The following is a 14,582-nucleotide window of genomic DNA, read 5'->3' on the forward strand; positions in this document are numbered from 1 at the left end:
AAGGCTGTATCAAAATATAATAAAGATTACAAACAGTATGAAGAGAATATCTAGATGAACTTTAGAATTTAAATTATTACGTAGAAGATATCACGTTAAAAAGCTGAGACTGTTCGAAGCGAAGCAAGTTTCGAAGCTTTAGTGATATCTTCGAAGTAATGATTATAAATTCTTAGTGAAATCTAGTAATTCTCGAAATATGTTTGTAAGCTTTATCAAAAGTTATTTTGATACACGCCCTTTTTATTGATAACTTTAAATTAAATCTATTTTGTAGTTGTTGGAGGAGTGAATACTCTTGCAGCTAATTCATCATCCATCATATATAAAGCAGCAGGATTACCTTCAGATCTTCTAACTTTTTTTAATAATGAGTGGAAGTTGTTTTCTTCTTCAACTTGTTCATCTATAAACCATTTAAGTAAACTCATAGTTGCGTGTTCTTTTTCTTCAAAAGCAACATCTGCAAGGTCATATATTTTACGAGTTACTAATTGTTCATGTTCATAACCTTTTTCAAAGGCTTCAATTATATTTGAAAAATTAAATTTAGGCTTATCTATTTGTTCTAATTCAACAACGCCATTTTTTTGGAATATATAATCGTAAAATTTCATTGCATGGAATAATTCTTCTTGAGCTTGAACTCTAAAAAAATTAGCAAAACCACTTAGGTCAACAGATTCAGCATAAGCAGCCATAGCTAAATAAGTATATGATGAATAAAATTCAAAATTAACTTGTTCATTAAGTTTTTGTAATAAATTTTCACTTAACATATATGTACACCTCTTTTTATTATTTCTATAAAATAATTGTAGTCTTAAAAAGAAAATTAAGCAAACTAATTTATAAAAATTATTAACAGAAATTATTATTCTATTAATAATAGATAGGAGTATCTTGAGATTACTTTATAATGCTTAAATTATGTAATTTTTTCTTCAGATGGAAGTAATCCTATATACTTTTTATATGTTTTTGAAAAATAAGATAAGTTATTAAAGCCACTTTTATAAGCACTTTCAGATATAGTATATCCATTGTAGAGGATTAAATTTCTAGCATTAATACATCTAATATGATTAATATAATCTAGAATAGTTTGCCCTGTTACCTCTTTAAAGGTACGACAGGTATAATATTTACTAAAAGCAACATGGTTACATATATGATCAATTGAAATTTGTTCTTTATAGTTTTCTTTTAAATAATTTATTATTTCTTTTACCATTAGTATTTTATTATTATCTTTTATTTTTATTAATGATGAGTTTTGCTCAATATGGTTTCTCTTAATATGAATTAAAATTTGAAGTATATCCGATTTTATAAATTCTTTAAAATAATCATTTTTATTACTTAATTCCCTATTTATTTCTTCAATTTTCATCTTTAAAAATGAATCCTTAATTAAGTTTTTAAATCTAAAATTATCAAAATTATTTAAATTATCATTAAGTAAATCTTTATCTATAATAAGACAGTAATATTTACAGTAATCAGATATTTTTTCTATAGAATGCAGCTCCTTTGAATTAATTATTATAATATCATCAGCTTTAGCTTTGAGTATTTTATTATCACAAACCACCTTAGCATGTCCATCTAAGAAGTAGAGAAGTTCTATGTTTTCATGATAATGCATCAAAAAACTAGGTCTATTTTTATTTAAAATATCACAATGAAATATTACTGGGAAATTAGGATCTCTATGAAAGTGATTTTCATATATGTAATTACTCATAATTCCTCCTATATAAAAAGCAATATTGTGTTAAATAATAGCAAAATACTTGCTTAAATAAATAAAATAATTTTATATAATAATAGTAAACATTTAAATTGTTTATTACCATTATGAGCAAATTTTTGTAGAAAGTAAAGGATTATTAGGGGGAAGAGAAATGCATTTAATACCAAGACCAAAAAATGTAGTTAATTATGAAGGTGAATTTTTTATAGAAAGAGATACTGAAATTATATTAAGTAGTGAATTATCCTTTGAAGATTTAAATTTGGCAATTATGATTCAAGAGGAAATAGAAAGAATATTAGATTTTAAGCTTAACATAAATAAACTTTTTATGGATAAGAAATATAGTAACTCAATAATTTTAAGAGAATGCAAATTTGAAAATGAAGAGGAATATAAAATAGAAATAAAAGAGAATCAGGTAATAATAGAAGGGTTTGGTGCTGGATTATTCTATGGATGTCAGAGCTTTAGACAGCTTGTAAGAGAGTTTGGAGCATGTATTCCAAATCTAACAATAGAAGATTCTCCATATTTTAAATATCGTGGATTTTATCACGATGTAACAAGGGGAATGGTACCAACATTAGATACATTAAAAAGCTTAGTTGATAAGGCAGCCTTTTATAAAATAAATCAGTTGCAACTATATATAGAGCATACCTTTGCTTTTAAGGGAATGAGCGAAGTTTGGATGGATAAGGATCCTTTAACAGCAGAGGAAATATTGATTTTAGACAAGTATTGCAAAGAGAGACATGTGGAACTTGTACCATCATTATCAACCTTTGGGCATCTATATGAAGCTTTAAGAAGTAAATCATTTAGAGATCTTTGTGAATTAGAAATAGGAGATGAAGAATATTCTTTTGTAGATAGAATGGCACATCATACTTTAGATGTTACTAATTCTAAAAGTTTAGACTTTGTTGAATCAATGCTTTTAGAATTTATTCCTTTATTTAGTTCAGATAAGTTTAATATTTGCTGTGATGAAACCTTTGATTTAGGAAAAGGAAAGAGTAGAGAGAAGGCTGAAAAATTAGGAGTAGGTAAAATATATACAGAGTTTTTAAATAAGGTATACAACATTGTAAAAAGGTTCAATAAAAATGTTATGTTCTGGGGAGATATAATAGTTGGATATCCAGAGCTTTTAAGTGATATACCAGAGGATTTAACTTGCTTAACTTGGAACTATCATCCACAGGCTAATGATGTAGCCACAAAAATTATAGCAGAGCATAATAAAGTACAATATGTTTGCCCTGGTGTAGGTGGATGGAATATGATGATGAATCTTATAGAAGGCTCTTTTAGCAATATAAGAAGAATGGTTAACCATGGAATGAAATATGGAGCTATAGGTGTTTTAAATACAAACTGGGGAGACTATGGAAATATAAATCTATTAGCTAATTCAATGCCATCTATGATTTATGGAGCAGGAATTTCATGGAATCCAAAGGAAGAGGAATTTAATGAAATCTTTAAGTCTATATCACTTATGGAATTTGGTGATCAATCTATGAAGGTAGTTTCTTTAATGGATAAGCTTTCTAAAAATCAAGTTGCAGGTTGGGGAGAACTTGTTAGATGGAAAGAAAAGTTTAATGAAAGGGAAGAAACTAAGGAAGAAATTAAGAGTATAGATACTTTAAAAGTTTTTGAGGGATATAAGGTTGCTTCAGAGGTAAGAAGAGAGTTTATTAAATTACTTAAAAATACAGAGGATAAAGAATCTATTCAAAGCTTTATTGTGTCTTCAAAGGGATGGGAGCTTATAGATAAATTCTTTATGGCATTACTTGAAAGAGAGTTTAATAAAAAAAGTTTATTAGATATAGATAAAAAAGACTTAGCTAAGGATTTAGAGCTTTGGTTTTATGATTACACATCAATATGGAGAAAATATAATAAAGAAAGCGAGCTTAATAGAATAAGAGAAGTTATAGTATATATGTGCTCATATTTAAGAGATTAAGAGGATTTTTAAAGGCTAAACAAATATAAATTTAAAGAGTATAATATATTATAAAGTAATATTTACTTTGTTGATAACTTTATTTTTATACTAATAGAATGAAAGAAGGTAATAATTATGAATTATTGGCAAATATCAGCAGAGATAGGTAACACAAATTTAATAGATATATTCTTTGATTTAGGAGTAGCAATTGTTGGCCCTGGAGATAAAGGAGATTATTTTGACAATAAAGAAGAGTATGATATCTTAGGCAAAGAGGGAATAGTTATAAAGAGATTTGCTGAAGAAGTTAAGGTAGGAGATGTACTTATTTTAAAACAAATAAATTCAAGAGATGGAAGCTTTACTATTGTAGCAGCTGGTAAAGTAACAAGTCCATATAGATTTGAACCTGTATTTAATAAAGTTGGACTAGATGAATTGCCTATGCAACACTGTAGAAGGGTAAAATGGTATATTCCTACTGATGGATTAGTAATAGATAAAGAAGGGCTAAGTATTGGATTACAAAAGCTTAAGGATGATAGTCCACTAAAAATAAAAGCTCAAGAATTTATGAATGAATTAAAAGAAGAAAATTAAAAATTAATTATATAAACTAAAAACCAAGCTAAAGCTTGGTTTTTTAGTTTGCAGTTTAGAAATTTCCATAATGTTCTTTATAAGTTTTATTTATATCTATAGATTGTTTTAGTAAAATTTAATTTTTATTAAGGCTTCAATTTATCAAAGTAGTCAAGAGATTCAATATCATCTACTTGAAGTATAGTATCAGCTAACCACTTATCATCTTTTCTTATAAACTTCCAGAATTCTTGAAATGAATTTGCTGTTGAATAATCACCATCAATTATGCAATTATTTTCTTCATTTATAGTGTAATCAATCATTTTAGCCTTTAATAAAACCCAAATAAAATCCTTTCCATTTTCATCATTTTCTACTGCTAATATAGGGGTTACCTTCTTTAATTCTACATCAGATAAGATGTTCTTTTCCTTCTTTAAAAGCATCCAATTCATTTTTACAGTATGAGTATCAAAAAAGTTATCTGTCATTAAATGTTTTACAGGTGAATAATCTCTATTCATCCAAGCCTCTTGAATTAAAGGAAAGGATTCTTCAATCTGAGTTTCTATTTCATAGAAATTCCATGCTGGATTTTCAATCTCAAAGTCTTTTAGAGTAGACATAGCTTCTCTTCTTTTAGAATAAACTTTATATCTAGATACACTTCCGTTTTTCACAAACAAGAAATTTATTCCTATGAATGAACTTAATATTAAGAAGTTAATCATATTTCCATAAGGAGAGTTTGAACTGCTTCTATGAGAGCTATGTGAAGAAGATCCTCCTCTACCACCGCCGCCACCTCCCCCACCACCGCCTCCGCCTCCTCYGCCGCCCCCGCCGGCACGACAAAGAACTGTTGTGGATGGGATTAAAAATAATAGTATTAACATTATACTTAAAATCTTTCTTAAATTTTTCATTTATTGTCCTCCTTACTCCTATAGAGTATTAATTACTACAATATTTAACAAAATCCTTCTTTTTTTATTAAATATTATTTATTAAATGAAAATTTAAGAAAATTAATAAATTTTTATTATTCCTCTTTTTGTTTAGGTACTAATCTTACTCTAAATATAAGTGCTTTAAGTGCTTCCCAGTCAAGTGGAATAAGAGGATAAAGATAGGAATCGCCAGTTAAAGTTTTATTGCTTGCAATTAAAACTATTCCTATTATTAATCCTACAAAAAATCCTATTACATTAGATAGGCTTGTTAATATGAGTAGGAGTGTTCTCCAAAACTTTAAGGCATAGCTAAGTTCTAAACTAGGTTGAGAAAAGCTTCCTAGCGTAACTATGGCCATATATAATATAGTTTGTGGTAAAAACCAACCAGTATCTACAGCAAATTGACCAAGTATTAATCCTCCAATAACAGATAAGGACATACCAAGGGCATTTGGCGTATTTAAAGAGGCAAGTTTTAATCCATCTACTGCAACTTCAAGAAGTAAAAATTGAACTATCAATGGGACTTTATAGCCATCAACAGGTAATAAAAATTTTAAGTAATCAGGTATTCTATAGGCATTTTGTATTAAAAGCAAATAAAGTGGTGTTATAAAAATAGTAGAAATTAGTATAAAATTTCTTATTAAACGAATAAAATTACCTGTTATTACAGGAAGATAATAATCATCAACATCCTGTATAAAATCAAATATAGTAGTTGGTAAAATTATAACTGAAGGAGAGTTATCTATAATAACAACTATCTTTCCCTCAGTTATATGGGCAGCTGCAACATCAGGCCTTTCTGTATATCTAACCTTAGGGAATGGATTATACCATGAGGCATTTGAAAGAGATTCAACAAGGCTTTGTTCGCTCATGGTTAATGCTTGTATATCTAAGTTTTCAAATTTCTTTTTTATTAGATTAAGAGTTTTTTTATCAACTACCTCGTCTAAAAATGATATAACCACATCTGTTTTTGATACATTTCCTATAGACATCATTTCAAAGGTAAGTCTAGGATCTCTTATTCTTCTTCTAATTAATGCAGTATTAAATACAATAGTTTCTACAAAACCATCCCTAGAACCCCTTAATACTTTTTCAGTTTCTGGTTCTTGAGGCCCTCTAACTGGATAGGTTCTTAAATCTATCATTATTGCACTGGAGAATCCTTCTAAAATTAATGCTGTCTGTCCACAGAGAACTTGAGACACTATTTTATCTATGGATACTTCTTCAGCTACTTCAACATAAGGAATTTGTCTTCTCATAAAATCCTTAGGTGATTTTATTAAGTTCATTTCAGTTTTGCTTAAGGAAAAGAAGTCACTCATGATTAATTCCATTACGTCATCTTTTACAAATCCATCAATATAATACATTGTGGCTTTTTTATCCCCAATTATTATTGAACGTTCAATTATATCAAAACTTTTTCCAACCCTTAAAGCTTTAGATAAAGTATTTATATTTTTATCAAAATTTGATGTTAAGTCCAAAAAAATTCCTCCTTAGTAAATAATATAAACTTATTATTTCAAAGGAGAATAAATAATATTCCTATAATAATTTTATAGTTTAGTATTCTTATAATAAAAAAACTTACAAACATATTTAGAAAATTAATAGATTTTCCTAAGAATTTAAATTCCAAAGCTTATCTATATAATTTTCATATTGTTTGTAAGTTTTATAAAGAAGTGATTTTAATACACTAATATTTTAAATGTTTTAAAAGTGCACCTGTACTAGTAATAATAAGGCTGCAAAGGCTGCTATAATTCCCATTAAAGGCATAATAAATTTCAACCATTTATTATAGGTTACATCAACCATAGCAAGGGTAGCTAGAATTAATCCTGTTGGAGTTATAAATGAGATTAATCCTTGACCAAATTGGTAAGCACTAACTATAACATCCCTTGGTAAACCAACTGTATCTGCAAGTGGTGCCATTATTGGAATTGATAAAACAGCAAGACCAGATGAAGATGGAATAAAGAATCCTAAGATTATGAATATAACAAGCATTAATATTATAAATATATTTTTATCCATACCTTGAATTCCATTTGAGGATACATAAAGTAAAGTATCTGATATCTTACCATTTTCAAGTATTAAGTTTATAGATCTTGCAACACCGATAACCAATGCAACACCTACTAAATCAGCAGCACCAGATATAAAGGTATTAACAAATTTTTTCTCTCCAAGTCCTGAAAGGAATCCTAAAATTATTCCTACTACAAGGAATAGAGCAGTCATTTGTATAAATCCCCATCCTTTAGCTGAAACTCCATAAACTAAAATTACAAATGAACCAGCAAAGATTAAAAGCATAAGTTTTAGTCTCCAAGTAAATACTGGAACATCATTATTAGATTCATGAAGGAATTTAGAGTCTATTTCATCTTTCTGATCATATACAAGGGATTTAGAAGGATCATTTTTAACTTTTTTAGCATATCTAAGTATATAAATTATTGTTATAAGTGTAGCTAAAACTAATCCTATCATCCTAAAATCAAGTCCTTCTTTAAAGCTTATTCCAGCAGCTGTTGAAGCTATTACTGAAGAGAATGGGTTTACAGTTGAGAACATTGTTCCTATGGATGAACCCATATATATTGTAGCAATACATACTATAGCATCATAACCAGAAGCCAAGAATATTGGGAGCAGAATAGGATAAAGAGCTATTGTTTCTTCTGCCAATCCAAAAGTAGTACCACCAAGAGAAATAAGTATTGATAATAATATTATAAGTATATATTCTTTTCCTTTAGTTATTTTAGAAAGGCTAGCAATTCCGGCGTTAAATGCTCCAGTGGTATTTAAAACTCCAATTACTCCACCTATTATTAGAACGAACATAATTATATCTATAGTGTCATAAGTTCCTTGAATAGGAGCCTGTATTATTTGAGCAATACCTTGAGGATTTTGAGCAACTTTCTCATAAGTATTTGGTATAGCTATTGGTTTACTTATACTTCCATCAGTAAATTTACTTAAGTCTATTTTTATACCAAGTTCATTTAATGTATTTTGGGTTGCAGCTTCTTTAGTGCTTTCACCTTGAGGATTTGTAACAATAAACATATTTTCAGCTTCGTTATAAGATAACTTTGAATATGATCCTGCTGGAATCAAATAAGTTAAAGCAGCTGATAAGATTAAAACAATAAATAATACAGTAAAGGCTGTAGGGAATGAAATCTTTTTCTTTTTATTCATTTTTTTACCTCCTCTTAAGTTTTTTATGTTGTTAAAGTTTACAATTACTAATATTACTAAATAAATTTTAATAATTAAATAATTGTATTATTTTAATTATACTATTTTGTAATTAGGTGGTAAAATCTGAAAAAATTATTAAAATAATGAATGAGCGATTAAATAAATACGTATATACTATTAATTAACCTTAAATGAAATAATTTAAACTTGACTTAATTTGGGATTTAATGTAGAAAATATATTTAAAATATTAAATTATCATATTTTTACATAATTAAAATAAATTTAATATATTGTTTTAAAGTTCCAAAATGAATATAATAAAAATTAAATAAGGGAAAGAATGTTTTAACTTGAAAATAATTAATTTTCATAACTTAAAGGGGAGTTATATTATATGAAGGATTTTAATTTTGAAGAAATATTAGAATCATGTCCTATGGATTATATTTATGGGAAGCTAAGGACTAAAGATTCTAATGATTTATTTGTACTTAAGTCTAGTATAAAAGAATTTAATAACAAGTTATTAAGTGAGGTACTAGGTAGTGATATAGATTTTAAAACTATATTTAGTACAAGTAATATTGAGGTAGAAGGACATTATAAAGATTTAAATAAAAACCTTAGTTTAAACTTACTTAATAATGATTATGTGATTATTTGGTTTAGTCAATATTTATTGGAGAAGTATAATAAACTAGAAATTAATCTAAAAAAAGAAAAAGACATGTTAGATTTATTTTTAGATTCTTTAACAGATTATGTATTTTTTAAGGATATTGATGGAAGATATATAAATTGTAATAAGGCTTTTGAAAATAAAGTTGGAATTGAGAAAAAATATATAATAGGAAAAACTGATAAAGATTTATTTTTTGATAACCCATGTAAGGTAGAAACATTTATTAAAACAGATAGAGAGGTTATTAATTCAAGAGAAAAGAAAGTTTATGGTGAAGAATGGGGATTTGAAAGTGAAGATGGTTATTTAGAGGAGACTATAAAATCTCCATATTTTGATGAAAACAATGAAATTAAAGGTATAATTGGATTAACAAGAGATATTTCCTATAAAAAAGCTATAGAATATAGGCTTAAGAAAAATGATAAGATGTTTTTTGAAGTTCTTAATTACTTAGATGATGTTGTAATTATAAAAGAAGGAGAAAAAACCATTTATGTAAACCATGCTTTTGAAAAATTATATGGATTAAATTGTAAAGAGTTATACAAAGAAAAAAGTATGATTGTAAAATTAGATAGAATTCATCCTGAAGATAGATATAAATTTAATAACATTGATTATGGGGATTTTTTTATGGAGAGGGCTAGAATTGTTAGGGCAGATAATGAAGTTAGAACTGTTTTATTTAGAGCAAATTCAATAAAAAATGAAAATGGTGAATCTATAAGGAGAATCATAATTATAAATGATATTACAGACAATATAGAAAAAAATAATGAGATGGAAAAGCTTAGAATGGAGTTCTTTGCAAATATATCTCATGAATTTAAGACACCTGTAAACTTAATATACAGTGCACTTCAACTTTTAGAATTAAAATTAAAAAATAATATAGGTGGAGATGTAGAAAGTTATATTAATTATATAAAAATGGCTCAGCAGAATGTTTTTAGATTGTTAAAGTTAATAAACAATTTAATAGATAGTACAAAACTAGAAGCTGGCTTTTTTAATATTAATATTAAAAATCATGATATAGTAAGTTGTGTGGAAGATATAACAATGTCTATATGTGAATTTGCTGAAAAAAATAAAATTTCCATAACCTTTGATACAGAAGAGGAAGAAAAAATAATTGCTTTTGATTTGAATCATTTAGAGAGAATATTATTAAATATTTTATCAAATTCTATAAAATTTAATCGAGAAAATGGCAATATAGATGTAAATATGAGTTTTGATGAAAAATATGTAAATATAAGTATTAAAGATACAGGGATAGGCATACCAAAGGATAAGATAGGATTGCTTTTTGATAGATTTAAAAAAATAAACAATAGGTTAACCAAGGTTAATGAAGGAAGTGGAATAGGACTTTTTATAGCTAATGAACTTGTGAAAATTAATGGTGGAGAAATGAAAGTTAATAGTGAGTTAGGAGAAGGAACAGAATTCATAATAAAAATGCCTATTAAAAGATTTGAAAACGAAATTTTAGATGAGATAGCTTTAACATCTTGTGAAAGAGAAAATAGAGAAGAACTTTACAAGATAGAGTTGTCAGATATTTATAGCCCTTAGAAAATTAGCTGTATCAATTGATACAGCTTTTTACATATTTCTAACAGTTTCTTTATCCCATACAAACATTTGATCTGTATTGGTTAAAGATTTAAATAAATTTTTCTTAAAACCAGGCATAGTTTTGTCTAAACTTCTAATAAGATTTTTCATATCTTCTCTTTTAGTTTTACCATCTGCAGGACAAGGATTTTTTATTATTGGAAAATTATATTCTGCTGCTGCCTTCCTTATTTGGCTTTCCTCAATAAATACCATAGGTCTTATGAGAGTTAGATTATTTTTATGCATAAAGCTTTTAGGAGAAAAGCAGTTTATTCTTCCTTCATAGCTTATAGAAAGCATAAGGGTTTCTAAGGCATCATCTTTATGATGACCTAAGGCAACTTTGTTGCATCCAAGTTTTTCAGCATTATCATTTAATGCGCCTCTCCTAAGATTAGCACATAAGGAACATGGATTTTTTTCCTTCTTTATATCAAAAACTATTTCCTTTATATCTGTTTGAATTTCATAAAAAGGAACATTTATATTTTTACAAAGCTTATGTAATGGACTGTTATCAACTCCTCCAGGGTTTAAAGTTATAGCTATTAATTCAAATTTTTCAGGAGAAAATCTTTGATAGTTTTTTAATATATGTAAAAGTGTTAGACTATCCTTTCCACCAGAAAGTCCTACGGCTATTTTATCACCATCTTCAATAAGGTCATATTCTTTTATAGCTTGTCTAGTTTTACTTAATAATTTTTGCATGGTTTTCATAAAAATCACCTCTTAATGTTTATTTAATTATCTTATAATAAAAAGATGAAAATTAAAAGACTGAAAATTTTAGAATAAAATTAAATTTATTGTCAGATATTTAAATTGATAGTACAATTTTAACATGTTACATTAAGACTTAGATTAAGTATTAAAAATTTAAATTTATATATTTAAATTATTTTTGAAAGGAAATTAAAATGAGAAATATAAAAATTACTTTAGATTATGATGGTAGTAAGTACAAGGGATGGCAAAAACAAAACCAAAAGGGAAGTAATGTTTCTACAGTTCAAGATAAATTAGAAAAAGTACTAACTAAAATGACTAATGAAGAGATTCAACTAATTGGTTGTGGAAGAACTGATAGTGGTGTACATGCAAAAAATTATGTAGCAAATTTTAAGACGAATTCTCTTATGACTCTAGAACAAATTATTGAATACATAAATGAATATTTACCTGAGGATATAAGGGTAAAGGAAATAAAAGAAGCAAGTGGAAGATTTCATGCTAGATTTAATGTTAAGTCTAAAACTTATGAATATACAATTGATAACAATAAGTTCAAAGATGTATTTTTAAGAAAATATGCATGGCATGTTGAAGAAAAGTTGAATTTAGAAGCAATGGAAGAAGGGGCAAAATATTTATTGGGTACTCATGACTTTAAGAGTTTTACAAGTTTAAAGTCAAAGAATAAATCAACTTTAAGAACCATAAATAGCATTGAATTTCATGAAAATAATAATATATTAAGTATAAAGATAAATGGAAATGGCTTCTTATTAAACATGGTTAGAATAATAGTAGGAACTTTAGTAGATGTAGGACTTGGAAAAATTGAACCCCAATATATAAATGATATACTTGAAGCGAAGGAAAGAGCAAAAGCTTCAGAGAAAGCACCAGCTCATGGACTTTGTCTTTTAGAATTAAATTATTAAATAAAATCTGTATAAAAGAGTAGTTTTAAACTATTAATTAGTATTTATACTCTTTTATACAGATTATTTTATGCTTCTAATAAATCTTTTTCTAATTCATTCATAAGTGTCTCTACAGATACTATTTTATCTATTTTTGAGGCATTTTCACCACAAAAAATAAGTCCATTATCTATATCGCCTTTTACGGCATTTATAAGTGCTTGACTTATGCAATAAGGAGTATCAGTAGGATTACAAGGGATTAGGCAATTATAACAATGAGAAACCTTAGATTTTTCTGTTTCTGTAAATTGAACAAAGGAGTTCCTAATAGCTCTTCCTGGCATTCCAACAGGACTTTTTACTATGGATATACTTTCTTTATTACAATTTATATATGCTTCTTTAAACTTTATATTTGCATCACATTCATAAGTTGCCACAAAACGAGTTGCCATTTGAACTCCACTTGCACCTAGTTTTAAATATTTTGCAATATCCTTTCCATCAAAAACTCCACCTGCAACTATTATTGGAATTTTCTTTTCATATTTATCTTCATAAATAGAAGTTTCTTTTATTATATCTAGTATTGTTGAATCAAACTTGTTACTTTCATCTTCAAGTGATTCTTTAGTAAATCCTAAATGTCCTCCAGCTTTTGGTCCTTCAATTACAATCATATCTGGAGATACTTTATGATGCCTATCCCAAAGTTTTAAAATTACTTTGGCAGCTTTAAGGGAAGAAACTATAGGAGCTATTTTTACATTACTACCTTTCGTAAATTTAGGAAGATGAGAGGGAAGTCCAGCTCCTGAAATTATTAGATCAACTCCAGAGTCTATAGCAGCCTTTACATGCTCTGCGTAGTTATTCATAGCTACCATTAAATTAACTCCTATGATTCCATTTTGTGATTTTTCTTTAGCTATTCTTATATGTTTTTTTAAAGCTCTTAAATTAGCTTCTAAAGGATTATTTTTAAAGTCTTCTTCTAAGTATCCAGGTTGAGCACCGGATATAATTCCTATTCCTCCAGCTTTTGTTACGGCACTAGCTAAATTTGAAAGGGACACACCAATTCCCATTCCTCCTTGTATAATAGGTAATCTAGCTGTTAAATTTCCAATTGTAAGTGGTTTTATATTCATAGAAACTATCCTTTCTGTCTAAAAATTAGAAAAACAAATATTTTGATTATTAAAATATTTGAATATAAATATATTATAAGGATAAGTCAGGAAATAAACAAGTATTAAAATAAATTAATTAATAGTGAAAAAATATGAATAAATATATTATAATTAATACTAAAGATATAGGATTATAAATAAGAAGTTAGGAGAGAGCTATGAAAAAATGTGATTGCAAGGGCTATAAAAGTTGTTTATGCAACAAGGAGCTTACTATATTTAAGGATTTAACAGAGGAAGAATTTAATAAATTAGCTACTGGAATGACATGTTTTCATTTTAATAAAGGGGAATATATATGTTATGAAGGTGAAAAGCTTTCGAAGCTATTTTTAATAAGTAAGGGAAGTGTAAAGACATCAAAGCTTACTAAGGGAGGAAAAGAGCAAATAATGCACATATTCTCCGTAGGGGACTATTTTGGAGAGACAAGCCTCTTTAATAATGAGGGAGGAATTTTATTTAATGCTATTGCTTTAAATGATGTTATAGTTTGTGCCGTAGATAAGGATAAAGTTGATAGTGTCTTAGAAGAAAACCCTAGAATAGCCATAATTGTTTTAAAATCTTTAACTAATCGTTTAAAGGATACTGAAGAATTTGCTCATAAATTAGTAACTAATGATGTTAGAGTTAGAATAGCATATATGTTAAAAGAGTTTAAGAGAAAATATGGAAAAATAGAAAATGGGGAAATATTTATTGATTTACCAATTAATAGAGAGGATATGGCTAATTATTGTGGTATAACTAGAGAAACAATGAGTAGAAAACTCTCTATATTTGAGCACGAAGGATTAATAGAAATTAGAGGGAATAAATCTCTAATAATAAAAGACATAGAAAGATTAAATAAAATAATTTCATAGGAATAAATATTTCCTATGAAATTATTTTGTTTTTAG

The 14,582-nt window shown here is 27.1% G+C and carries 12 protein-coding genes; 5 read left to right on the plus strand and 7 right to left on the minus strand.

What is annotated here, in order from left to right; genetic code table 11:
• Window positions 1-266: 266 nt before the first annotated feature.
• Window positions 267-779 (minus strand): ferritin, encoded by a 513-nt coding sequence (locus ACYUCG_RS03140; protein ID WP_011590621.1) that lies wholly within the window; start codon window positions 777-779, stop codon window positions 267-269.
• A 149-nt stretch (window positions 780-928) separates the two neighbouring features.
• Entirely contained in the window at window positions 929-1,747 is an 819-nt protein-coding gene (locus ACYUCG_RS03145; RefSeq protein ID WP_460268112.1) for an AraC family transcriptional regulator, read from the minus strand.
• A gap of 160 nt (window positions 1,748-1,907) precedes the next feature.
• On the opposite strand from ACYUCG_RS03145, the gene ACYUCG_RS03150 reads away from it, so the two are divergent.
• Together ACYUCG_RS03150 and ACYUCG_RS03155 are read left to right on the plus strand one after the other, a co-directional pair.
• Window positions 1,908-3,740, plus strand: a complete 1,833-nt coding sequence (locus ACYUCG_RS03150; protein ID WP_460268114.1) for a beta-N-acetylhexosaminidase — start codon at window positions 1,908-1,910, stop codon at window positions 3,738-3,740.
• Window positions 3,741-3,857: 117 nt separating this feature from the next.
• Window positions 3,858-4,325 carry a hypothetical protein gene (locus ACYUCG_RS03155; protein ID WP_060795469.1) on the plus strand — a complete coding sequence of 156 codons (468 nt, stop codon included), beginning with the start codon at window positions 3,858-3,860 and terminating at the stop codon, window positions 4,323-4,325.
• 128 nt (window positions 4,326-4,453) lie between these two features.
• On the opposite strand, the gene ACYUCG_RS03160 is transcribed toward ACYUCG_RS03155, so the two are convergent.
• From ACYUCG_RS03160 to ACYUCG_RS03170, 3 genes are all read right to left on the minus strand, one after another.
• Window positions 4,454-5,236, minus strand: coding sequence for a Tim44 domain-containing protein (locus ACYUCG_RS03160; protein ID WP_460268118.1), 783 nt, complete (start codon window positions 5,234-5,236; stop codon window positions 4,454-4,456).
• Between the two features lie 116 nt (window positions 5,237-5,352).
• Window positions 5,353-6,774, minus strand: a complete 1,422-nt coding sequence (locus ACYUCG_RS03165; protein WP_460268120.1) for a spore germination protein — start codon at window positions 6,772-6,774, stop codon at window positions 5,353-5,355.
• A 232-nt stretch (window positions 6,775-7,006) separates the two neighbouring features.
• Window positions 7,007-8,515: a YfcC family protein gene (locus ACYUCG_RS03170; protein WP_460268122.1), complete on the minus strand. Its 1,509-nt coding sequence runs from the start codon at window positions 8,513-8,515 to the stop codon at window positions 7,007-7,009.
• A gap of 400 nt (window positions 8,516-8,915) precedes the next feature.
• On the opposite strand from ACYUCG_RS03170, the gene ACYUCG_RS03175 reads away from it, so the two are divergent.
• Window positions 8,916-10,787, plus strand: a complete 1,872-nt coding sequence (locus ACYUCG_RS03175; protein ID WP_333960905.1) for a sensor histidine kinase — start codon at window positions 8,916-8,918, stop codon at window positions 10,785-10,787.
• A gap of 30 nt (window positions 10,788-10,817) precedes the next feature.
• On the opposite strand, the gene ACYUCG_RS03180 is transcribed toward ACYUCG_RS03175, so the two are convergent.
• Window positions 10,818-11,543 (minus strand): tRNA 2-thiocytidine biosynthesis TtcA family protein, encoded by a 726-nt coding sequence (locus ACYUCG_RS03180; protein ID WP_370867600.1) that lies wholly within the window; start codon window positions 11,541-11,543, stop codon window positions 10,818-10,820.
• Between the two features lie 209 nt (window positions 11,544-11,752).
• Here ACYUCG_RS03180 and truA point away from each other — a divergent pair, with 209 nt between their 5' ends.
• The gene (gene truA / locus ACYUCG_RS03185; RefSeq protein ID WP_460268123.1) at window positions 11,753-12,499 is read left to right on the plus strand and encodes a tRNA pseudouridine(38-40) synthase TruA; all 747 of its coding nucleotides are present in this window, start codon (window positions 11,753-11,755) and stop codon (window positions 12,497-12,499) included.
• Between the two features lie 68 nt (window positions 12,500-12,567).
• On the opposite strand, the gene ACYUCG_RS03190 is transcribed toward truA, so the two are convergent.
• Window positions 12,568-13,635: an NAD(P)H-dependent flavin oxidoreductase gene (locus tag ACYUCG_RS03190; protein WP_265886782.1), complete on the minus strand. Its 1,068-nt coding sequence runs from the start codon at window positions 13,633-13,635 to the stop codon at window positions 12,568-12,570.
• Window positions 13,636-13,835: 200 nt separating this feature from the next.
• On the opposite strand from ACYUCG_RS03190, the gene ACYUCG_RS03195 reads away from it, so the two are divergent.
• Window positions 13,836-14,546, plus strand: a complete 711-nt coding sequence (locus ACYUCG_RS03195) for a Crp/Fnr family transcriptional regulator (protein WP_060796768.1) — start codon at window positions 13,836-13,838, stop codon at window positions 14,544-14,546.
• Window positions 14,547-14,582 lie beyond the last annotated feature (36 nt).

The sequence above is a fragment of the Clostridium sp. CTA-17 genome, assembly GCF_054767895.1.